A 20,506-nucleotide genomic window follows, 5' to 3' on the forward strand; every position below is an offset into this window, starting at 1 on the left:
CTCCGGTGACAACCGCTTCTCACTCTTACGTGGAGTCACAGCCCCAGATGTCATCACTCACAGTGCCCATCCCGCCGGACCTCAGCCCGGCGTGTCGGGCCAGAAACACCGATCTTGAAACAGTCCCGAGGGCCTGGATGCGGAAGGCGGTCAGCTCGGTGTACTGCTGTTCCTTGGCGGACAAGCGTTGCTTGAGCTGGTGCACTTGCTGCTTGAGCCGGTCGATCTGAGCGTCGCGGGGGTCGGCGATGGCTCCGGCGTCCCGCAGTTGGTCGCGGCGGCGTTCGAACACCTCCTTGAGGGGCAGGTGGGTGCGGCGCGCGGGACGCCGCTGGCCGCGGCGAGGGCCTTGACGTCGCACTTGCCGCCACGCGGGATCTCCCCGCGCAGCAGCCGGTCCATTGTGGCCCGAATCGCGGCTTCCCTCTGCGTGCTGACTTCCTCGATCAGCCGTCCCACGGTCACTGGCCGGCATGCTGGCGGCGTCGATGTCGGTCAGGACGCGTTGTGCCCGGTCGAGCTGGGCTTGCAGCCGGGTCCGGGTGCCCACGTGTGCCTCCTTGATAGGCAAGCGGTACAGCGAGAACGAGCCCCGGGAGGCGAACGGGTGCCTGGCGGCGGGGTGATTCTTTTGGAGAGCCGGCCGGGTTTTGGGGCTCAGTTTCCGGGACTCTGGCTGGTTTCGGGGGTCGACTCGGTTTGGGAGAGCCCGCTGGGTTGTCGGGAGCTGCCTGAGATTCAGGAACCGCGCGCCAGATGCCTCGGGCGGGTTCCACTCGCGCCCGCGCGAAAGGGCCACTCGCACGCCCACGACATGCCCACTGACCACCGCGCCACTGGACCAACCGCGGTAGGACGCCCGCTGACACCGCGCGAGAGAGCCATTCGCCCACCCACGAGAGCACCACTCGCAGGGGCACCACTCGCAGGGGCGCCACTCGCACCTGCACGAGAGCGCCACTCGCGCCCGCGTGACAGTGCCACTCGTACGCCCACGACATGCCCACTCACCGCCGCATCAGTGGGCCAACCGCGGCACGCACCCCCGGCAGCCGCACCAAAGCGCCACTCACGCACCCACAAGATGCCCACTCACCGCCGCATCACTGGAGCAAACCGCGGCACGCACCCGCTGACACCGCGCGAGAGGGCCATTCGCCCACCCACCAGAGGGCCACTCGCACGGGCACCACTCGCAGCCGCGCGTGAGCGCGACTCGCGCACCCACGCGATACCCACTGACCGCCGCATCAGTGGGCCAACCGCGGCACGCACCCCCGGCAGCCGCACCAAAGCGCCACTCACGCACCCACAAGATGCCCACTCACCGCCGCATCACTGGAGCAAACCGCGGCACGCACCCGCTGACACCGCGCGAGAGGGCCATTCGCCCACCCACCAGAGGGCCACTCGCACGGGCACCACTCGCAGCCGCGCGTGAGCGCGACTCACGCACCCACGCGATACCCACTCACCGCCGCATCACTGGACCAACCGCGGCACGCACCCCCGGCAGCCGCACCAAAGCGCCACTCACGCACCCACAAGATGCCCACTCACCGCCGCATCACTGGACCAACCGCGGCACCCGCCCGCTGACACCGCGCGAGAGGACCACTCACGCACCCACCAGAGGGCCACTCGCACGGGCACCCTCGCGCCCGCGCGAGAGCGCCACTCGCACGGGCACCACTCGCAGCCGCGCGTGAGCGCGACTCGCGCACCCACGCGATACCCACTCACCGCCGCATCACTGGACCAACCGCGGCACGCACCCCCGGCAGCCGCACCAAAGCGCCACTCACGCACCCACAAGATGCCCACTCACCCCCGGCATCACTGGAGCATCCACCGCCCGAACAAAACAAAACGGCGCGCCCCACCAGGGACGCGCCGTCGAAAGAACGCCGGACGAACTCAGCGCTCGGAGATCGCGGTGTACTCGCGCTCCTTCTCGCCGATGTAGATCTGCCGCGGGCGGCCGATCTTGGTCTGCGGGTCGTTGATCATCTCGCGCCAGTGCGCGATCCAGCCGGGCAGCCGGCCGAGCGCGAACAACACCGTGAAGAACTGCGTCGGGAACCCGAGCGCGCGGTAGATCAACCCGGTGTAGAAGTCGACGTTCGGGTAGAGCTTGCGCTCGATGAAGTAATCGTCGGAGAGCGCGGTCTCCTCGAGGCGCTTCGCGATGTCCAGCAGCTCGTCGTTGGGCGCGAGCTTGCCGAGGATCTGGTCCGCGGTGCGCTTGATGATCTTGGCGCGCGGGTCGTAGTTCTTGTACACCCGGTGGCCAAAGCCCATCAGGCGCACGCCCTTTTCCTTGTTCTTCACGCGGCTGACGAAGTTCGCCACGTCACCGCCGTCGGCCTTGATGCCGTTCAGCATGTCCAGCACGGCGCTGTTGGCGCCACCGTGCAGCGGCCCGAACAGCGCCATGATGCCGGCCGAGATGCTCGCGAACAGGTTCGCCTCGGACGAACCCACCAGGCGCACCGTCGACGTGGAGCAGTTCTGCTCGTGGTCGGCGTGCAGGATGAACAGCAGGTCCAGCGCCTTGGCGACCTCGGGGTCGACCTCGTACGGCTCGGCGGGCAGGCCGAACGTCATCCGCAGGAAGTTCTCCACCAGGCCCAGCGAGTTGTCCGGGTACAGGAACGGCTGGCCGATGGACTTCTTGTACGCGTACGCCGCCAGCGTCGGCACCTTGGCCAGCAGCCGGACGGTGGACAGCTCGACGTTCGGCTCGTCGAACGGGTTCAGCGAGTCCTGGTAGAAGGTGGACAGCGCGGCCACCGCCGACGACAGCACCGGCATCGGGTGCGCGTCACGCGGGAAGCCGTCGAAGAAGCGCTTGAGGTCCTCGTGCAGCAGGGTGTGCCGGTTGATCTTCTGCGTGAAGTCGTCCAGCTGCGCCTGGGTCGGCAGGTTGCCGTAGATCAGCAGGTAGGACACCTCGAGGAAGCTGGAACGCTCGGCCAGCTGCTCGATGGGGTAGCCGCGGTAACGGAGGATCCCGGCGTCGCCGTCGATGTAGGTGATGGCCGAGGAACACGACCCGGTGTTGACGAAACCAGGGTCATACGTGATGTACCCGGTCGACGCCAGCAGCTTCCCCAGCTCGATGCCGGGAGCACCCTCGACGGCATTGACAACCTTCAGCTCGTGCTCGCCAGTCGGTAGGCGCAGCGATACGGTGCCGCCACCGGTCGCCGCAGTCGCGTCGGACATGCAGGTCGTCCCTCTCACGGTCACACGGGCCGGCAGCTCCTGCAGGTCACACAGGCAGCTTTGTGATCGCGCGTGACCGGAAATCGTCCGCGCACACCGCCCCGCTGGGGTATTAATTCCCCCATTACGCTAGTCGAACAACGGGCCTTCGCGCAGCCGTTGTGTTACCTAGAGCAAACCGTTGGGATCAGGTTCACACCATCTCGGCCGCGGTGGGCGGTTCGGCGCCGCTCCGGGACACGGTGATGGACGCAGCCTTGGCCGCGAAAGTCAAGGCCTCGCGCCAACCGGACTCGCCCAGATCGGTGAGCGTGCCCACATTCCGGTCGTGCAGCCACGACAGCAGCGCGCCCTGCACGGTGTCGCCGGCGCCGATCGTGTCCACCAGCTCGGCGGGCGCGGACGGTACCGAAACGGTCACGGATGCGGTGTGGACGGCCAACCCGTCGCCGCCGCGGGTCAGCACCACGGCGTCCACCCCGGCGTCGAGCCACGACTTTATCGCCGCGTCCAGCCCGGCCGGGCCAGCCAGCCACTCGCCGTCGTCGTCGGACAGCTTCAGCAGCCGCACGTCGGGCAGCCACGACGCGAACCGGCGGCGGTAGGCGTCGGCGTCGGCGATGAGGTCGGCCCGGATGTTCGGGTCGAGCGCGGTCAGCACACCCCGAGCGGCCTCGCGGCGCAGCACGGTCTCGTAGGTGGTGGCGCCGGGCTCCAGGACCATGCCGAGGGTGCCCAGGCACAGCACGGTGACGTCCTCGGCAAGCGGTCCCGGGTCGGCGACGAGGCGGTCGGCCGTGCCCTCGGTGTAGAAGGTGTAGCTGGCCGACCCGTTCGGCGCGAGGGCCACGACGGCGAGGGTCGTGTTCTCCACGCCCTCCTGCACCATCGATATGTCGACATTCGAGGCCATCAGCCGTTCCCGCAGGGCCTGACCGAACCGGTCGGTCGAGATCCGGGACAGGAACGCGGTCGGCGTGCCGAGCCGCCCGGCCGCGAGGGCCACGTTGTACGGGCCGCCGCCGAGGCGCGGCACCAGGGACGTCAGGCCGTCGTTCGTCTTCTCGGCACCCGGCACCAGGTCGACCAGCGCCTCGCCACCCACCACGATCACGGGCGAGATGCTAGCCCGCCCAGGAGCAACTCGGACAGCGCCGTGAAGGCTTCGGCGTCGGTCACCCCCGTGCGGGAGCCGACCACGCCGGTCTGGATGGCCTCGACGAGCACCGTGGCCATCTCCGCGATGAGCGTGGCGTGCACGTTCCGGAACACCCCGTCCGCGACGCCCTTGGCGATGAACGACCGGATCTTCGCCGCCGCGGCCCGGCTGTTCAGCTCGTAGGCCGCGCGCGCCGGGGCGAAGTCGTTGATGTCCCGCATGAACGCCGCGGACGCCCGGTTCAGGTGGTCGGCGATGCCGCTCAGGTAGACGCCGATGATCTCGCGGGCGTCCTCGACGCCGGCGATCCGCTCGTCGAGCTCGCCGGCGGCGCTCTTGAAGTAGTGCTGCACCACCCGGACGGCGAGCTGCTCCTTGCTCGGCGCCAGCGCGTACAGCGTCGACTTCGAGCAGTGCGTCTTGGCCGCCAGGTCGTCGAGCGTGAAGTGGACGAAACCGTCGACCAGGAACAGCTCCTCCAGCTCGGCGAGCAGCGCGCGTTGCCGGGAGGTCAGCGCCTTGCCGCCCGATGGCGGGAGCACCTCGCGACTGGTCATGGAACCACCGTATGTGCTGTACTGGAGACGATTACAGAGTACTGCTTCGAGTACACCCGGAGGCAACCATGCCGGTCGACCGCCTGCTCCCCGACCGCGAATACGAGGACCTGATCGCGCTGGCGAGGGAACTGGCCCGCGACGAGCTCAAGCCGCTCGCCGCCGAGTACGAGGAGGCCGAGCGCTTCCCGCGGGAGCAGTTCCGGCTGCTCGGCAAGTCGGGCCTGCTCGGGCTGCCGTACTCCGAGCGCTGGGGCGGCGGCGAGGTGCCGTACGAGGTGTACCTGCAGGTCGTGGAGGAGATCGCGGCGGCGTGGATGTCGGTCGGCGTCGGGCTGTCGACGCACATCATGTCCTGCTACGCGCTGGTGAACTACGGCACCGACGAGCAGCGCGACCGCTGGTTGCCGGACATGCTCGAGGGGCAGCTGCTGGGCGCGTACGCGCTGTCGGAGTCGCACGCCGGGTCCGATGCGTCGGCGCTGGCGACGCGGGCGCGGCTGGACGGGGACGCCTACGTCGTCAACGGCACGAAGGCGTGGATCACGCACGGCGGCAAGGCGGACTTCTACACGACGATGGTCCGCACGGGCGAGGACGAGATCTCGTGCCTGCTGGTGGACGGGCGCACGCCGGGGCTGTCCGCGGCGCCGCCGGAGCGGAAGATGGGGCTCACCGGGTCGACCACGGCGCAGATCATCTTCTCCGACGCCCGGGTGGACGCCGACCGGCTGATCGGCCCGGCGGGCGCCGGGATGCGGATCGCGCTGTCCTCTTTGGACTCCGGACGGCTCGGGATCGCCGCCTGCGCGGTGGGTCTGGCGCAGGCGGCGCTGGACGAGGCGGTGGCGTACGCGAAGGGGCGCACGCAGTTCGGCAAGCCGATCATCGACTTCCAGGGGCTGGAGTTCCTGCTCGCCGACATGGCCGCCGCGGTCGACTCGGCCCGCGCGACCTACCTCGACGCGGCGCGGCGCCGGGACCGCGGGATGCCGTTCGGCCGCCAGGCGTCGGTCGCGAAGCTGATCGCGACCGACGCGGCGATGAAGGTGACCACCGACGCGGTCCAGGTCCTCGGCGGAGCCGGCTACACGCGCGACTTCCCGGTGGAGCGCTACATGCGGGAGGCGAAGGTGCCGCAGATCTTCGAGGGCACCAACCAGATCCAGCGCATGGTGATCGCCCGCCACCTGAAGCGGGCCTGATTGCGGAACTCGCTGGGGCGAGCGGGGAACTCGCCCGCCCCAGCGTGGGACTCGCGCGGCCGAGCGTGGAACTCGCGCGGCTGAGCGTGGGACTCGCCCGCCCGAGCGTGGAACTCGCGCGGCTGAACGCGAGACTCGCGTGCGAGCGTAGGACTCGCCCGCCCCAGCGTGGAACTCGCGCGGCCGAGCGTGGAACTCGCCCGCCCCAGCGTGGAACTCGCGCGGCCGAGCGTGGAACTCGCGCGGCTGAGCGTGGGACTCGCGCGGCCGAGCGTGGGACTCGCGCGGCTGAGCGTGGAACTCGCGCGGCTGAGCGTGGGACTCGCGCGGGCGGGTTCCGCGTTCCGCAGCGCTACTCGGCGTAGCGGCGCGGCGCCACCACGCCCTCGCCGCTCGCGTCGTCGAAGTGGTAGACCTCGCGGCCGCGCACGAAGACCCGCATGGCGCGGTTCATCACGTCCAGCGGGTCGCCGGACCACAGCACGATGTCGGCGTCCAGGCCGGGCTTCAGCGAGCCGATCCGGTCGTCCAGCGACAGCATCTCCGCCGGGTTCACCGTCAGCGCCCGCAGCGCCGTCTCCGGGTCCAGCCCGTCCTTGACCGCGAGCGCGGCCTGGTACACGAGGAAGTTGATCGGCACCACCGGGTGGTCCGTGGTGATCGCGATCCGCACCCCGGCCCGCGCCAGGATCCCGGCCGAGCGCAGCGTCCGGTTCCGCAGCTCGACCTTCGACCGCGTGGTGAACAGCGGCCCGAGGATCACCGGGACGCCCTTCTCCGCCAGCACGTCCGCGATCAGGTGCCCCTCGGTGCCGTGGTTGACCACCAGCTTGTAGCCGAACTCCTCGGCCAGCCGGATCGCGGTGACGATGTCGTCGGCGCGGTGGGTGTGCTGGTCCCAGTACAGCTCGCCGTCGAGGACCTTCGCCAGGGTCTCCAGCGTCAGGTCGACGTCGAACGGCTTGCCCTCGGCCCGCGCGTGGTCGCGCTGCGCGACGTAGTTGCGGGCCTTCGTGAACGCCTCGCGGATGATCGCCGCGACCCCCAGCCGCGTCGACGGCGTCTGGCCCTTGTCGCCGTACACGCGCTTCGGGTTCTCGCCCAGCGCGCTCTTCACGCTGACCGCCTCGTCGAAGACCATGTCGAGCGCGGTGCGGCCCCACGTCTTCACGGCGACCGTCTGCCCGCCGATCGGGTTGCCCGAGCCGGGCTTGATCACCACGCTCGTCACGCCGCCGGACAGGGCGTCGTCGAAGCCGATTTCGAACGGGTCGATGCCGTCGAGCGCGCGGAAGCGGGCGCCGTTCGGGTCGGTCATCTCGTTGGTGTCGTTGCCGGCCCAGCCCTCGCCCTCCTCGTGCACGCCGAGGTGGGTGTGCGCGTCGACGAACCCGGGCAGCACCCAGGTGCCCGAGGCGTCGACCAGCTCCGCGTCCTCCGGGACGTCGACCTCCGCGGCCGTGCCGACCGCGGAGATCCTGCCGTTCTCGATCAGCACCGTGCCGCCGTCGATCGGGTCACCCTCGACCGGCACCACGTATCCGCCCACAATCGCCTTCACCATGGTGAGCAACGCTAACGGAACCGCTTTTCCAGGTGCACGAGGTGGTAGTGCGCCTCGGGGGTTCGCCCGGTTTCGGCGTATCCGAGCCGGGCGTACAGGCGCAGCGGGCCCTCGCTCAGCTCGCCGGTGAACAGCCGCAGCACGCGCACCTGCGGCGGCAGCCGATCCTCGGCCGCCTTCACCAGCGCCGAGCCGAGTCCCGCGCCCTGCCGGTCGGGAGCGACCACCAGGCGGCCGACCTCGCCCACCTCGCCGCGCAGGCGGATCCGGACGCTCGCGACCAACCGCCCGGACTCCCGCACGCCCCAGGTGACCACGTCCGGATCCGCGAGCACCGCGGCCAGCTCGCCGAGCGTCTCGGTCAGCGGCGGCAGGTCGAAGCTGCGATGCGCCCGCGCTTCGGTGAGGAACGCGGCGCGCTGCAGGGTCAGCAGCTCGCCCGCGTCCGCCGCGCCGAGCCGGATCGGCTCAGCCATGGACCCGGACTCCCCAGCTGCCGGTCCACGACGTGCCCGGCTCCAGCTCGATCAGATCGGTGCCCGAGTTCAGCGCGTCGGCCGGGCAGGTCATCGGCTCGATCGCGACCGCGCGGCCGCGGCCGACCAGGTCCGCGGGCGTGAACACCTGCACCCACTTGAAGTCCGGCCCGGTCCACACGTCGACGCTGCGCTCGCCGTGCGACAGGACGTGGTGGAACCGGCCGTCGTCACCGGCGACGAGACCGCCGAACGCGGTGTCCAGGTCGACCCTGGCCAGGACCCGGCCCGCGCGGAAGTCGTACTCGGTGCCGGCGGTGTCCTGCTCGTCGCCGTAGGGCAGCTGCTGGTCGCCGAGGTACGGCCGCACGCGGGTGGCGGGCAGGGTCAGCGTCAGCTCGTCGGTCGGCACGTCGCCGATGCGGAAGTACGGGTGCGCGCCCACCCCGACGCCGATGGCCGACTCGCCCTCGTTGCGGATCTCGTGGGTGACGGTCAGCTCGCGCGGCGCCAGGTCGTAGGTGATCCGGGCCTGCAGCGGCACCGGCCAGCCCGGCTGCTTCTCCACGTCGATCTCGAAGGTGATCGACGATTCGGCGTGCTCGACGAGCGTCCACTCGCGGTGCCGGGTCAGGCCGTGGATCGCGTTGCCGCGGGCCTCCTCGGTGACCTCCAGCTGCTGCTCCTCGCCCCGGTGGGTCCACCGGGCGGCCTTGGTGCGGTTGGGCCACGGCAGCAGGATCTGCCCGGCGCCCTTCGGCGGGTGGGCGTCCTCGGCGAAGGTCTCCAGGTAGGGCACGCCGCTGATCTCGAACGCCCGCAGGCCCGCACCGATCTCGGTGACGACGGCGCGCGCGTTGCCGCGGGTGATCTCGAACTGCTGTCCCGTGGGGTTGGCCATGGCCCCGAAGATACTGGGCGGCGAACTAACTAGACCGGTCGTCATAGTTTGCGCTACGGTGATCGACATGGTCCGGAGAACCGACACCCGTCGCCGCATGGTCGCCTCGGCCGCGGAGCTGTTCCACACCCAGGGCTACCACGCGACCGGCCTGAACCAGCTGGTCAGCGCCGGTGGCGCGCCGAAGGGCTCGCTGTACTTCCACTTCCCCGGCGGCAAGGAGCAGCTGGCCGCCGAGGCGGTCACGTTCTCCAGCGAGAACATGGCGGACCTGCTGCGCTCGACGCTCGGCGCCGCGCCGGACGCGGGGACGGCCATCACCCGCGTGATCGACGCGCTGGGGCGCAACCTCGCCGACTCGGACTACCGGTCCGGCTGTCCTATCGCGACGGTCGCGTTGGACGCCGCGGACAGCGAACCGATCCGGCAGGCGTGCACCGACGGGTACGCGTCCTGGCACGCCGTCCTCACCGAGTACCTCACCGGGCAGGGCGCCGATCCCGCGACGGCGGCGACGCTGGCCACCATCGCGCTCAGCGCCATCGAGGGCGCCCTGCTCCTGGCCAGGACCCAGCACGACCTCGCGCCGCTGCACGCCGTGGGCGACCACCTGCGCGCCACCTTCGAACGGGAGCTGACATGAAGGTCCACCACCTCAACTGCGGCACCATGCGTCCCCTCGGCGGGCGGCTGATCGACGGCCGCGGCGGGTTCCTGCACCGCGCCGAACTGGTCTGCCACTGCCTGCTCGTCGACACCGGCTCCGAACTGGTCCTGATCGAGACCGGGATGGGCTCACCGGCCGTCGACCGCGCGGACGAGTGGCTCGGCGCGAAGTTCGTGCGCATGGTCGGCGTGCGGACGTCGGTGGCGGAGACCGCGGCCGAACAGGTCCGCCGGCTCGGGTACGCGGTCGAGGACGTCCGGCACATCGTGCTCACCCACCTCGACCTCGACCACGCCGGCGGGCTGGTCGACTTCCCGCACGCCACCGTGCACGTCTACGCCGAGGAGCTGCGGGCGCTGCGGTCACCCCGCGACGAGAAGGAACGCGGGCGGTACCAGCAGGTCCACTTCGCGCACGGTCCACAGTGGAGCAGCTACCCGGACACCGGCGAGAAGTGGTTCGGCTTCGACGCGGTGCGCCAGCTCAAGGGGTTGCCGCCGGAGATCCTGCTGGTCCCGCTGGGCGGGCACACGCGCGGGCACGCCGGGGTGGCCGTGGACACCGGACACGGGTGGCTCCTGCACGCCGGTGACGCGTTCTTCCACCACGGCCAGATCGACCCGGCGCGCCCGCACGCCACCCCGGGCCTCGCGTGGTTCGAGGCCCGGGTGGAGACCGTGCCGGGCGCGCGGCGGGAGAACCACCGGCGGTTGCGCGAGCTGGTGCGCGACCACGGCGACGAGGTCACGGTGCTGTCGGCGCACGATCCTTACTTCTTTCGGCACGCATCGCGAGCCAGTTGACCACCCACAGCAGGACACCGACGCCGAGCAGGATCGCCGCGATCGTGTAGTCCCGCGCCGGACGGCCGGACAGCGGGCTCACCAGGTACAGGCAGAACACCGCGGCCAGCGCCGGGATGATCGTCGGCGCCCGGAAGTGCGGGTGGTCCACCTTCTCCCGGCGCAGCACCAGCACCGCCACGTTGACGATCGCGAAGACCACCAGCAGCAACAGCGCCGTGGTGCCGCCCAGCACGCTGATGTCCACAGTGGACACCAGGATGATGGCGATGACGCTGGTGAACACGATCGACACCCACGGCGTGCGGCGCAGCGGGTGCACCGTGCCGAGCACCTTCGGGATGATCCGCTCGTTCGACATGCCGTAGAGCAGGCGGCTGGCCATCAGCATGTTGATCAGGGCCGAGTTGATGACCGCGAACAGGCCGATCGCGGAGAACACCTCGCGCGGGAAGCCGGGCGCGCCGACGTCGAGCACCTTGAGCAGGGCGTTGCTCTTCGCCGCGGACAGCTCGTCGGCGGGCACCAGCAGGGAGGAGGTCAGCGAGACCAGCACGTAGATGGTGGCGGCGACGACCATCCCCCACAGCATCGCCTTGGGGAAGATGCGCACCGGGTCGCGGCACTCCTCGGCCATGTTGACCGAGTCCTCGAACCCGACCATCGCGAAGAACGCGAGCGAGGTCGCCGAGGTGATGGCGACGAGCGCGGTCTGGTCGGCGGTGTCGAACTCGACCAGACGGCCGGGGTCACCGTTGCCGTTGAGCACCGCCCACACGCCGACGCCGATGATGATCAGCAGGCCGGACAGCTCGATGCAGGTGAGCACGACGTTCGTCTTCACCGACTCGCTGACACCGCGGAAGTTGATGGCGGCGAGGCCGACGACGAACAGCGGCGCGATCAGCCAGCCGGGGAGGTCGACGAACTCCTTGAGGTAGGTGTTGGCGAACGCGATCGCGGCCGAGGAGGCCGACGTGATGCCCGAGCACATGACCGCGAAGGCGACCATGAAGGTCAGGAACGGGACGCGGAACGCGCGGTTGGCGTACAGCGCGGCGCCCGCCGCTCTCGGGTACTTGCCGACCAGCTCCAGGTAGCTGAACGCGGTCATGAACGCGACCACGAACGCCAGCAGGAACGGCAGCCACAGCGCGCCGCCGACCCGGCCGGCCACCTGGCCGGTCAGGGCGTAGACGCCGGTGCCGATGATGTCCCCGACCACGAAGAACAGCAGGAGCTTCGGGCCGATGACCCGCTTGAGCGCGGGTTCCTGAGTAGTGCTCACCTCAGCCATGCCGGAGAAGTGTGCCCCAATCCGTTTTGCCGGGCCACGCTTTCGGGGGAATGCCCGCCGTTTGGATCAACGGGACATCCAGGCTGGCAGGCGTGACCGGCCGGGACACGGGTAACCGGGGGTGTGGACGGTTTCCTGGCGATCTACCTCAACGACCAGCTCGCACTCGGGGTCGGCTGGCGCGAGCTGGCCCGGCGGGCCGCGGGCAACAACCGCGGCACCGCGGTGGGCGAAACACTCGAACGGGTGGCGACGGAGATCGCCGAGGACGTCGACACGTTCCGGTCGATCATGGACCACCTGGGCGTCCGCCAGAACCCGCTGAAGACGGCGGCGGTGTTCGGCGCGGAGCGGCTGTCCCGGTTCAAGCCGAACGGGCGGCTGCTGGCTTATTCGCCGCTGAGCCGCTTCCTGGAGCTCGAAGTGCTGACGATGGGGATCGACGGGAAGAAGCAGCTGTGGACGACGCTGCGCGACCTGGCCGGCCTCGCCGACCAGGTGCCCGGCGTCGACTTCGACACGCTGATCGAACGGGCCGCGAGCCAGCGCGCGCTGCTGGAACCACACCGCGTGCGGGCGGGCACCGAGGCGTTCCAGGCCGGCGAGTAGCCGGCGCGCCTACTTCGTGACCGCCGCGGCTCGGTAGCGCCAGAACGCGGGCAGCAGCGCGACGGCGATCGCCATGAAGACGATCACCAGCACCCCGCCACCGGTCGCCGCGGCGGCCGTGCCCACCGCGGCCGCGGTCCAGCCGTGCGTGAGGTCGGCGATGCGGGGCCCGCCCGCGACGACCACCGTGAACGCGCCCTGCATGCGGCCGCGCATCTCGTCGGTCGCGGCCATCACCAGGATCGCCTGGCGGTAGATCGCGCTCACCATGTCCGCGGCGCCGGCCAGGCACAGGAACACCACGGCCAGCCACAGCGAGTTCGACAACCCGAACCCGATCACCGCCACGCCCCACGCGCAGATCGCGACCGTCACCGCGACACCCTGCCGCCGGACCCGGCCGAGCCAGCCGGAGAACAACCCGATGACGACCGAGCCGATCGGGATCGCCGCGTACAGCCAGCCCAGGGCGAGGCCGCCGCCGGGTGGGTCGCCGAAGGTGCGCTCGGCCATCTCCGGGAACAGGGCCCGCGGCATGCCGGCGACCATCGCGATGATGTCCACGACGAACGAGGCGAGCAGGACCTTCTGGGTGCCCATGTAGCGGAAGCCGTCGAGGACGTCCTTGAGACCGGCGGCGCGGACGGTGCCGGACAGCGGCGGCAGCGGTGGCAGCCGCCAGACCGAGAAGAGCGCGACGACCAGCGCGATCGTGTCGATCAGGTAGAGCGTGGGCAAGCCGATCACCGGCATCAGGGCGCCGGCGGCCATCGGCCCGAACACCATGCCGAACGTGTTCACGGTGCCGGACAGCGCGGCCGCCGACCGCAGCAGTTCCGGTTCGATCAGCCGGGCCACGATCGCGCTGCGGGTCGGCATGTTGATCGCGAAGAACGCCTGGTTGAACGCCAGGAGCACGAAGACCAGCCACACCGAGCCGATGTCGAAGAACGCCTGGGCCCACAGCAGGGCGGACACGACGGCGATGCCGGCGTTGCCGAAGATGAGCAGCTTGCGGCGGTCGACGGTGTCGGCGATCGCGCCGCCCCACAGCCCGAAAACGAGCAGCGGGACCAGCGCGACGATGCCGGTCAGGCCGACGTACCCGGACGAGCCGGTGAGGTCGAAGACCTGCTTCGGCACGGCGACGGTGGTGAGCTGACTGCCGATCGCGGTGATCGCGGTGCCGGTGAACAGGCGCCGGAAGGCGGGCGTGCGCAGCGGCCGCACGTCCACGACCACCGATTTCAGCAGTTTGCGCTTCTTGCCCCGTTGCGACCCGGCCTCGACACTCACAACCGGCCAGTTTAGCCGCGCTAACTAACCAAGCGCTGGTGATTTACCTCGCCGACCGCAGAACTCGCCGGCACGACCGCAGAACTCGCCGCCACGAACGCAGAACTCGCGCCCAGGAGCGTGGGACTCGCCGGCACCCGCGCGAGTTCCACGCTCGGGCGCGCGAGTTCCACGCTCGGGCGCGTGAGTTCGGCGTTCGGGTCAGGGGGCGACGCGCTCGATGTGCCAGCCGTCCTGGGTGCGCACGTACCGCAGCCGGTCGTGCAGCCGGTTCTGCTGCCCCTGCCAGAACTCGACGACCTCGGGCCGGATGCGCCACCCGCCCCAGTGCGGCGGCAGCGGCACCTCCTCCACGTCGCTGAAACGGCGCTCGATCGACGACAGCGCGACGTCCAGGTCCCGCCGGCTCGTCACGACCTTCGACTGCGGCGACGCCCAGGCCCCGAGCTGGGAGCCGCGCGGGCGCTGCTTCCAGTACTCGGCGGTCTCCTTGACGTCGACCTTCTCCACCTCGCCGCGCACGGTCACCTGCCGCTGCAGCGCGTACCAGGGAAAGGTCGCCGACGCGTACCGGGTCACGGTCAGGTCGTGGCTCTTGTTCGAGGTGTAGTTCGTGTAGAACACGACGCCGCGCTCGTCGAGGCCCTTGCACAGCACGGTGCGGGAGGACGGGCGGCCTTCGGCGTCGGCGGTGGCCAGCACCATGGCGTTCGGCTCGGCGACCCCGGCGGCGATGGCCTGGTTCAGCCAGTCCTGCAACTGCTCGGTCCAGCTGCCGGCCAGGTCGGCCTCGTCCAGCGCTTCGCCGTCGTAGGCCACCCGCATGCCGGGAAGGCGTACCGCAACGTCGTCGATGTTTTCGACCTCTGGCATGTGCCGACCTCCGCGACCCGCTTACTCACCCGTAACAGCCCACGTTAGGGCCTGGGAAGCCGCTCCGAAAGCCGACGAACGGTGACACCGGCCACGGCCCAGCAGCTCCTCGGCGGTCACCGCGTCCGGGGCCAGCGCGGTGATCAAGAACCCGGCGACCGGCAACGGGGTCACCGCCCACCAGTCGCCGCTCGACGGCTGCGCCACTTCGTCGCCGACCAGCAGCTCCGTGGCGAGCACCCGGTGCCCGGCCAGTACCGCGGCACTGGCATCGAGGGCCGGGTCGCCGACGGTGAGGGTCTGGTCCAGCACCGGCCTGCCGCCGGAGGTGACGCGCTGCGACGTGGTGAGCCGTCCGGGTGCTTCACCCGCGCGGCCGAGGACCAGCACCTCACGCGTGCGGAACCGTGCGGTCTCGTCGAGGGTCGCGACCAGTTCCGCGGTGTGCCGGGCCCGCGCGGTGACCACGGTCGGCTCTGGCCGGTACTCCAGCGAACCGCCGGGGCCGACCTCGACGCGCACCGACGACGTGCTGGCTGCGGCGGCAGGCCCGGGCAGCGCGAGCGTCGCGGCGACCCCGGACAGGCGCAGGTCCGCGCCCGGTCCGACCACGACGTCCAGGACCAGCTCGTCGGCGGCGAGCGGGGCGGTCGCCGAGTTCACCAGGTGGACCCGGGCCGCCGCGCCGGACCCGCGCCGCGGTACCAGGGTCAGTGGCGCCATCGACGTCAGCTCCCGCAGCACCGTCCGCCCGCCGGCCGCCTCGGCGACGAGCCGGGCGTGCGCCTTCACCCGGCCAGCTGTTCGCGCACCCACGCCGCCACGCCGGGCGCGTCCGGCGTGCGCACCAGCGACTGCGTGATGACCGGCAGCTCGCCGCGCATGCGGTGGGCGTCGGAGGTCATCACGTCCAGGTCGGCGTTCACCAGGTGCGCGATGTCGATCTTGTTGATGACCAGCAGGTCGGCGGTCGTCACGCCGGGCCCGCCCTTGCGCGGCACCTTGTCCCCGCCCGCGACGTCGACCACGAAGATCTGGCTGTCCGCCAGGCCCCGGCTGAACACCGCGGTCAGGTTGTCCCCGCCGCTTTCGATGATCACCAGCTCCAGCCCGGGGAACCGGTCTTCCAGTCGTTCCACCGCGTCGAGGTTGGCGGTGATGTCGTCGCGGATCGCGGTGTGCGGGCAGGCGCCGGTCTGCACGGCCTCGATGCGCTCGGGGTCGAGCACGCCGGCCTTGCGCAGGAAGTCGGCGTCCTCGGTGGTGTAGATGTCGTTGGTCACCACGGCGAGGTCGATCTCGTCGCCGAGCGCCCGGCACAGCGCGGCGGTCAGCGCGGTCTTGCCGCTGCCCACGGGGCCGCCGATGCCGATGCGGAACGCGCGGCCGCGCGCGGGCGGCGTCTCGTACCGGTCGGGTTCGGTGGCCGTCGGGTCGAAGTTGACCGGGTGCACGTGGCCGTGACCGTGTCCGTGTTCAGCTGGCAAAGAGACGCACCTCTTCCTCGTGGTGGCGCAGGTGTGCTTCGGCGAGCAGGTCCAGCGCCGGTGAACCGGGCGACGGCAGCCGGGCCGGGTCGGTCCCGGCGTAGCCGGCCGCCTGCTCGGCGACGGCGTCGAGATCGGGCCCCAGCGCGGCCACCATCGCGTTGACGGTGAACGGGTCGAACCCCAGCAACCGCACCGCCGCACTGGCCGGTCCGCTGACCGCGAGGTAGGCCACGGCCAGCGCCGCGTCCCGCGGTGTGCCGCCCGAAACGCCGGTGAGCGCGCCGGTGATGATCGGGTGGTGCGGGCGCGGGGTGGCGGCCAGCAGCTCGTCGATCACCGGTGACGGCCAGGCGATCCGGCCGGCGCGCGCGGTGCCACGCCCCTGCGCGCGCGATGCCGTGCGCTGGGCCGGCGACGGCGTGCGGGCGTCGAGTTCCTCGTCCAGCCGCGTCCACTGTCTACTCACGACGGACGCGGAAGCGAAGACGGCGGATAGGTATCCGGCCGTCCACAAGCGACCGTGCAGGAACCCGGGCAGGTCGGCGGTGGTGCGGATCAGCCCGCGCGCCACCGCTTCCTCGAGCCCGCCGGAGTGCACGTGACCGCCGCCCGGGAACCGGGAGTCGGCCAGCAGGATCGCGGAGATGCCCATCAGAACAGGAAGTACCGCTGGGCCATGGGCAGTTCGGCGACCGGTTGCGGTTCGATCAGCTCGCCGTCGACGTGCACGGCGAAGCTGTCCGCGTCGACCTGGATGTCCGGCAGGGCGTCGTTGAGCACCATGTCGGCCTTGGTCACGCGGCGCACGTTGCGCACCGGCACGAGCGACCGGGTCACCGGGAGGCCGGCCGCGAGGGCCTCGGGCGCGACGAAGTACACGCTGCTAGCCGCGGCCACGGACGGCGCGGCGCCGAACATGGGCCGCGCGAGCACCGGCTGCGGCGTCGGGATGGACGCGTTGGCGTCGCCCATCGCGGCCCACGCCACGAAGCCGCCCTTCAGCACCACGTGCGGTTTGACGCCGAAGAACTTGGGCTCCCACAGCACCAGATCGGCGAGCTTGCCGACCTCGACCGAGCCGATCTCGCCGTCCATGCCGTGCGCGATCGCCGGGTTGATCGTGTACTTGGCGACATAGCGACGGGCGCGCAGGTTGTCGGCCGCGCCGTCGCCGGGCAGCGCGCCACGGCAGCGTTTCATCACGTGCGCGGTCTGCCAGGTGCGGATGATCACCTCACCGATCCGGCCCATCGCCTGCGAGTCCGAACTCATCATCGAGATCGCGCCGAGGTCGTGCAGCACGTCCTCGGCCGCGATGGTGCTCGGGCGGATGCGGCTCTCCGCGAAGGCCAGGTCCTCGGGCACCGACGGGTTGAGGTGGTGGCACACCATCAGCATGTCGAGGTGCTCGTCGAGGGTGTTGACGGTGTGCGGGCGGGTCGGGTTGGTCGACGACGGCAGGAAGTTCGGCAGCCCGGCCACCTTGATGATGTCCGGCGCGTGCCCGCCGCCGGCGCCCTCGGTGTGGTAGGCGTTGATCGACCGGCCGGCCACCGCGTCCACTGTGGATTCCAGGAACCCGGCCTCGTTGAGCGTGTCGGTGTGGATCGCCACCTGCACCCCGGATTCGTCCGCCACCGTCAGGCACGCGTCGATCGCGGCCGGGGTGCTGCCCCAGTCCTCGTGCAGCTTGAACCCGCCCGCGCCGGCCGCGAGCTGTTCCCGCAGCGCCTCCGGCCGGACGGTGTTCCCCTTGCCCAGCAACAGGACGTTGACCGGCTGGCCGTCCATCGCCCGCAGCATCCGCACCAGGTTCCACGGGCCGGGCGTGACGGTGGTGGCCTTCGTGCCCTCCGACGGGCCGGTGCCGCCGCCGACGAGCGTGGTCAGGCCGGAGGCGAGCGCGGTGTCTACGAGCTGCGGGCAGATGAAGTGCACGTGGCAGTCGATGCCACCCGCGGTGAGGATCCGGCCGTTGCCGGACAGGATCTCCGTGGCCGGGCCGATCACCAGGTCCGGGTCGACGCCGTCCATCGTGTCCGGGTTGCCCGCCTTGCCGATGCCGACGATCCGGCCGTCCCGCACCCCCACATCGGCCTTGACCACGCCCCAGTGGTCGAGCACGACGGCTCCGGTGATCACCAGGTCCGGCGCGCCCTCGGCGCGGGTCGCCATGCCCTGGCCCATCGACTCGCGGATCACCTTGCCGCCGCCGAAGAGCACCTCGTCGCCGGAGCCGGCGCCCATGCTGCGGTCCTCGGTGACCTCGATGAGCAGGTCGGTGTCGGCCAGCCGGATCCGCGCACCGACGGTGGGGCCGAACAGCTCGGTGTAGCGCTCGCGGTCGATGCTGCTCACTCGCCGTCCTTCCGCAGGCCGGGAACGGTTCGCGAGCCGGCCAGCGGCACCAGGCCGACCTCGCGCTCCACGCCCGGCTCGAAGCGGACGGAGGTGCCGGCGGGGATGTCCAGGCGGTGACCGCGGGCCGCCGCCCGGTCGAATTCGAGCGCCGGATTCGTCACCGCGAAGTGGTAGTGCGAACCGACCTGCACCGGGCGGTCACCGGTGTTGCTCACCCGCAGCCGCACGCGCGGGCGGCCCGGATTCAGCTCGACGGGCGATCCGGCCGGGATGATCTCTCCTGGACGCACGCGCGCTCCTCAGACGATCGGGTCGTGCACGGTGACGAGCTTCGTGCCGTCCGGGAAGGTGGCCTCGACCTGCACGGAGTCGACCATCTCGGGCACCCCGTCGAGCACCTGGTCCCGGGACAGCACGGACCGGCCGCTGGACATCAGCTCGGCGACGGTGCGGCCGTCGCGGGCGCCCTCCAGCACGTGGTCGGTGATGAGGGCGACGGCCTCCGGGTAGTTCAGGCGCACGCCGCGCTCCAGCCGGCGCCGGGCCACGTCGGCGGCGACGTGGACGAGCAGCTTGTCGCGCTCCTGGGGGCTCAGGTGCATGCGCTCAGGTCTATCACCGCGATGAGTGCGACACGCGCGTGCGAAACACAGGATTTACGTGCGAACGACCCATCCGGCTGAATCGTTCTCGTAATCGTGACCGAAACCACCGCTTTCTTCGATTGCTCCTAGGCCGTTCGAGGGGCATGGTGTGGTCACCGTGCGACGAGGCGCCCCGAGCGCGTCACGCGCGCGTAACAACTCCTGTCGGGGAAATGCGCAGCGAAAGGTTTCCACCAGTGACTACCTCAGCGCCCGTTGCGAACAACACTGAACCGGACGACGGGTTCAAGCCCGGGCTGGAAGGCGTGGTCGCCTTCCGCACCCAGATCGCCGAGCCGGACCGCGACGGCGGCGCGCTGCGCTACCGCGGCGTGGACATCGAGGACCTGGCGGGCAAGGTCAGCTTCGGCGACGTGTGGGGCCTGCTGGTCGACGGCCGGTTCGGCGACGGACTGCCGCCGGCCGAGCCGTTCCCGATCCCCGTGCACACCGGTGACGTCCGGGTGGACGCGCAGGCCGCGCTCGCGATGGTCGCGCCGATCTGGGGGTTCCGCCCGCTGCTGGACATCAGCGACGAGGAGGCGCGGGAGAACCTGGCCCGCGCGTCGGTGATGGCGCTGTCGTACGTGGCGCAGTCCGCGCGCGGGGTCGGGGTGCCCGCGGTGCCGCAGTCCCGGGTCGACGAGGGGCGGACGATCACCGAGCGGTTCATGATCCGCTGGCGCGGCGAGCCGGACCCGGCCCACGTCAAGGCCGTGGACGCGTACTGGGTATCGGCGGCGGAGCACGGGCTGAACGCGTCGACGTTCACCGCGCGGGTGATCGCCTCGACCGGTGCGGATGTGGCGGCTGCGCTGTCGGGCGCGATCGGCGCGATGTCCGGACCGCTGCACGGCGGGGCGCCCGCGCGGGTGCTGCCGATGATCGAGGCGGTCGAGAAGGAGGGCGACGCGCGCAAGGTCGTCAAGGGGATCCTGGACCGCAAGGAGCGGCTGATGGGCTTCGGGCACCGGGTGTACCGGGCCGAGGACCCGCGGGCCCGCGTGCTGCGGCGGACGTGCCGGGAGCTGGGCGCGGAGCGGTACGAGGTGGCCGAGGCGCTGGAGCAGGCCGCGCTGGCGGAACTGCGGGAGCGGCGCCCGGACCGCGCGATCGAGACGAACGTGGAGTTCTGGGCGGCGGTGATCCTGGACTTCGCGCAGGTGCCGACGCACATGATGCCGGCGATGTTCACGTCGGCGCGCACCGCCGGCTGGGCGGCGCACATCCTGGAGCAGAAGCAGACCGGACGACTGGTCCGCCCCTCGGCGAGCTACGTCGGCCCGGGCCCGCGATCGCCCGAGGAGGTCGAGGGCTGGTCGGCGGTCAAGCCGCTGTAAGCGCTTTCTGGCTGTGGCAGGCCCCGGAACCCGCGT

Annotated in this window: 21 protein-coding genes; 5 read left to right on the top strand and 16 right to left on the bottom strand. The window is 71.0% G+C overall.

Annotation, left to right across the window (positions count from 1 at the left end; genetic code table 11):
• Window positions 1-25 precede the first annotated feature (25 nt).
• The 4 genes from D0D28_RS35895 to D0D28_RS30400 all read right to left on the bottom strand — a co-directional run bounded on the left by D0D28_RS35895 (window position 26) and on the right by D0D28_RS30400 (window position 4,944).
• Window positions 26-550 (bottom strand): hypothetical protein, encoded by a 525-nt coding sequence (locus D0D28_RS35895; RefSeq protein WP_162831240.1) that lies wholly within the window; start codon window positions 548-550, stop codon window positions 26-28.
• 1,367 nt (window positions 551-1,917) lie between these two features.
• Window positions 1,918-3,228, bottom strand: coding sequence for a citrate synthase (locus D0D28_RS30390; protein ID WP_094009091.1), 1,311 nt, complete (start codon window positions 3,226-3,228; stop codon window positions 1,918-1,920).
• Between the two features lie 193 nt (window positions 3,229-3,421).
• The gene (locus D0D28_RS30395; protein ID WP_116114483.1) at window positions 3,422-4,342 is read right to left on the bottom strand and encodes a carbohydrate kinase family protein; all 921 of its coding nucleotides are present in this window, start codon (window positions 4,340-4,342) and stop codon (window positions 3,422-3,424) included.
• A complete protein-coding gene (locus D0D28_RS30400; RefSeq protein WP_116114484.1) occupies window positions 4,339-4,944 on the bottom strand; it encodes a TetR/AcrR family transcriptional regulator in 606 nt (201 codons plus the stop codon). Before D0D28_RS30400 ends, D0D28_RS30395 begins: the two co-directional genes overlap by 4 nt.
• Window positions 4,945-5,012: 68 nt before the next feature.
• Here D0D28_RS30400 and D0D28_RS30405 point away from each other — a divergent pair, with 68 nt between their 5' ends.
• The gene (locus D0D28_RS30405; protein WP_116114486.1) at window positions 5,013-6,149 is read left to right on the top strand and encodes an acyl-CoA dehydrogenase family protein; all 1,137 of its coding nucleotides are present in this window, start codon (window positions 5,013-5,015) and stop codon (window positions 6,147-6,149) included.
• Window positions 6,150-6,501: 352 nt separating this feature from the next.
• Here D0D28_RS30405 and D0D28_RS30410 read toward each other — a convergent pair whose 3' ends face one another.
• Genes D0D28_RS30410 through D0D28_RS30420 form a run of 3 tightly spaced genes read right to left on the bottom strand, consistent with a single transcriptional unit; the run spans window position 6,502 to window position 9,090 of the window.
• Window positions 6,502-7,713 carry an amidohydrolase gene (locus D0D28_RS30410; protein ID WP_094009097.1) on the bottom strand — a complete coding sequence of 404 codons (1,212 nt, stop codon included), beginning with the start codon at window positions 7,711-7,713 and terminating at the stop codon, window positions 6,502-6,504.
• A gap of 11 nt (window positions 7,714-7,724) precedes the next feature.
• Complete coding sequence (locus D0D28_RS30415) at window positions 7,725-8,189, bottom strand: GNAT family N-acetyltransferase (protein WP_116114488.1); 465 nt, start codon at window positions 8,187-8,189, stop codon at window positions 7,725-7,727.
• Window positions 8,182-9,090: an aldose 1-epimerase family protein gene (locus D0D28_RS30420; RefSeq protein ID WP_116114490.1), complete on the bottom strand. Its 909-nt coding sequence runs from the start codon at window positions 9,088-9,090 to the stop codon at window positions 8,182-8,184. Before D0D28_RS30420 ends, D0D28_RS30415 begins: the two co-directional genes overlap by 8 nt.
• A gap of 67 nt (window positions 9,091-9,157) precedes the next feature.
• Between D0D28_RS30420 and D0D28_RS30425 the strand changes: the two genes are divergently transcribed.
• Window positions 9,158-9,733: a TetR/AcrR family transcriptional regulator gene (locus D0D28_RS30425; protein WP_094009096.1), complete on the top strand. Its 576-nt coding sequence runs from the start codon at window positions 9,158-9,160 to the stop codon at window positions 9,731-9,733.
• Entirely contained in the window at window positions 9,730-10,560 is an 831-nt protein-coding gene (locus D0D28_RS30430; RefSeq protein ID WP_094009085.1) for an MBL fold metallo-hydrolase, read from the top strand. Before D0D28_RS30425 ends, D0D28_RS30430 begins: the two co-directional genes overlap by 4 nt.
• Here D0D28_RS30430 and D0D28_RS30435 read toward each other — a convergent pair.
• Complete coding sequence (locus D0D28_RS30435) at window positions 10,502-11,857, bottom strand: APC family permease (RefSeq protein ID WP_094009084.1); 1,356 nt, start codon at window positions 11,855-11,857, stop codon at window positions 10,502-10,504. The two genes, D0D28_RS30430 and D0D28_RS30435, sit on opposite strands and share 59 nt — an antisense overlap.
• A gap of 123 nt (window positions 11,858-11,980) precedes the next feature.
• Here D0D28_RS30435 and D0D28_RS30440 point away from each other — a divergent pair, with 123 nt between their 5' ends.
• A complete protein-coding gene (locus D0D28_RS30440) occupies window positions 11,981-12,466 on the top strand; it encodes a hypothetical protein (RefSeq protein ID WP_094009083.1) in 486 nt (161 codons plus the stop codon).
• Window positions 12,467-12,475: 9 nt separating this feature from the next.
• Here the strand turns inward: D0D28_RS30440 and D0D28_RS30445 are convergent, their stop codons facing one another.
• The 8 genes from D0D28_RS30445 to D0D28_RS30480 form a co-directional block, all read right to left on the bottom strand.
• Window positions 12,476-13,762, bottom strand: a complete 1,287-nt coding sequence (locus D0D28_RS30445) for an MFS transporter (protein WP_116114492.1) — start codon at window positions 13,760-13,762, stop codon at window positions 12,476-12,478.
• Between the two features lie 201 nt (window positions 13,763-13,963).
• Window positions 13,964-14,635 (bottom strand): pyridoxamine 5'-phosphate oxidase, encoded by a 672-nt coding sequence (pdxH, locus tag D0D28_RS30450; RefSeq protein ID WP_094009081.1) that lies wholly within the window; start codon window positions 14,633-14,635, stop codon window positions 13,964-13,966.
• 21 nt (window positions 14,636-14,656) lie between these two features.
• Window positions 14,657-15,427, bottom strand: a complete 771-nt coding sequence (locus D0D28_RS30455; protein ID WP_116114494.1) for an urease accessory protein UreD — start codon at window positions 15,425-15,427, stop codon at window positions 14,657-14,659.
• Window positions 15,424-16,122: an urease accessory protein UreG gene (ureG, locus tag D0D28_RS30460; protein ID WP_094009079.1), complete on the bottom strand. Its 699-nt coding sequence runs from the start codon at window positions 16,120-16,122 to the stop codon at window positions 15,424-15,426. The genes D0D28_RS30455 and ureG overlap by 4 nt, the downstream gene beginning before the upstream one ends.
• Window positions 16,112-16,777, bottom strand: a complete 666-nt coding sequence (locus D0D28_RS30465) for an urease accessory protein UreF (RefSeq protein ID WP_094009078.1) — start codon at window positions 16,775-16,777, stop codon at window positions 16,112-16,114. Before D0D28_RS30465 ends, ureG begins: the two co-directional genes overlap by 11 nt.
• Window positions 16,777-18,483 (bottom strand): urease subunit alpha, encoded by a 1,707-nt coding sequence (locus D0D28_RS30470; protein ID WP_116114496.1) that lies wholly within the window; start codon window positions 18,481-18,483, stop codon window positions 16,777-16,779. Before D0D28_RS30470 ends, D0D28_RS30465 begins: the two co-directional genes overlap by 1 nt.
• Complete coding sequence (locus D0D28_RS30475; protein WP_094009076.1) at window positions 18,480-18,776, bottom strand: urease subunit beta; 297 nt, start codon at window positions 18,774-18,776, stop codon at window positions 18,480-18,482. Before D0D28_RS30475 ends, D0D28_RS30470 begins: the two co-directional genes overlap by 4 nt.
• Before the next feature lie 9 nt (window positions 18,777-18,785).
• Window positions 18,786-19,088, bottom strand: a complete 303-nt coding sequence (locus D0D28_RS30480) for an urease subunit gamma (protein ID WP_094009075.1) — start codon at window positions 19,086-19,088, stop codon at window positions 18,786-18,788.
• A gap of 215 nt (window positions 19,089-19,303) precedes the next feature.
• On the opposite strand from D0D28_RS30480, the gene D0D28_RS30485 reads away from it, so the two are divergent.
• The gene (locus D0D28_RS30485) at window positions 19,304-20,470 is read left to right on the top strand and encodes a citrate synthase 2 (protein ID WP_116114498.1); all 1,167 of its coding nucleotides are present in this window, start codon (window positions 19,304-19,306) and stop codon (window positions 20,468-20,470) included.
• Window positions 20,471-20,506: the final 36 nt, after the last annotated feature.

Origin of the sequence: Amycolatopsis ruanii, from assembly GCF_003385175.1 — a bacterium.
GTDB lineage: Bacteria > Actinomycetota > Actinomycetes > Mycobacteriales > Pseudonocardiaceae > Amycolatopsis_E > Amycolatopsis_E thermalba.

Bases quoted from the DNA above. Each gene is read 5' to 3' on its own strand.
- D0D28_RS30485 (WP_116114498.1), top strand. From the start codon at position 19,304: ATGCGCAGCGAAAGGTTTCCACCAGTGACTACCTCAGCGCCCGTTGCG.
- D0D28_RS30390 (WP_094009091.1), bottom strand. From the start codon at position 3,228: ATGTCCGACGCGACTGCGGCGACCGGTGGCGGCACCGTATCGCTGCGC.
- D0D28_RS30420 (WP_116114490.1), bottom strand. From the start codon at position 9,090: ATGGCCAACCCCACGGGACAGCAGTTCGAGATCACCCGCGGCAACGCG.
- D0D28_RS30435 (WP_094009084.1), bottom strand. From the start codon at position 11,857: ATGGCTGAGGTGAGCACTACTCAGGAACCCGCGCTCAAGCGGGTCATC.
- D0D28_RS30405 (WP_116114486.1), top strand. From the start codon at position 5,013: ATGCCGGTCGACCGCCTGCTCCCCGACCGCGAATACGAGGACCTGATC.
- D0D28_RS30400 (WP_116114484.1), bottom strand. From the start codon at position 4,944: ATGACCAGTCGCGAGGTGCTCCCGCCATCGGGCGGCAAGGCGCTGACC.
- D0D28_RS30430 (WP_094009085.1), top strand. From the start codon at position 9,730: ATGAAGGTCCACCACCTCAACTGCGGCACCATGCGTCCCCTCGGCGGG.
- pdxH (WP_094009081.1), bottom strand. From the start codon at position 14,635: ATGCCAGAGGTCGAAAACATCGACGACGTTGCGGTACGCCTTCCCGGC.
- D0D28_RS30465 (WP_094009078.1), bottom strand. From the start codon at position 16,777: ATGGGCATCTCCGCGATCCTGCTGGCCGACTCCCGGTTCCCGGGCGGC.
- D0D28_RS30480 (WP_094009075.1), bottom strand. From the start codon at position 19,088: ATGCACCTGAGCCCCCAGGAGCGCGACAAGCTGCTCGTCCACGTCGCC.
- D0D28_RS30425 (WP_094009096.1), top strand. From the start codon at position 9,158: ATGGTCCGGAGAACCGACACCCGTCGCCGCATGGTCGCCTCGGCCGCG.
- D0D28_RS30410 (WP_094009097.1), bottom strand. From the start codon at position 7,713: ATGGTGAAGGCGATTGTGGGCGGATACGTGGTGCCGGTCGAGGGTGAC.
- D0D28_RS30415 (WP_116114488.1), bottom strand. From the start codon at position 8,189: ATGGCTGAGCCGATCCGGCTCGGCGCGGCGGACGCGGGCGAGCTGCTG.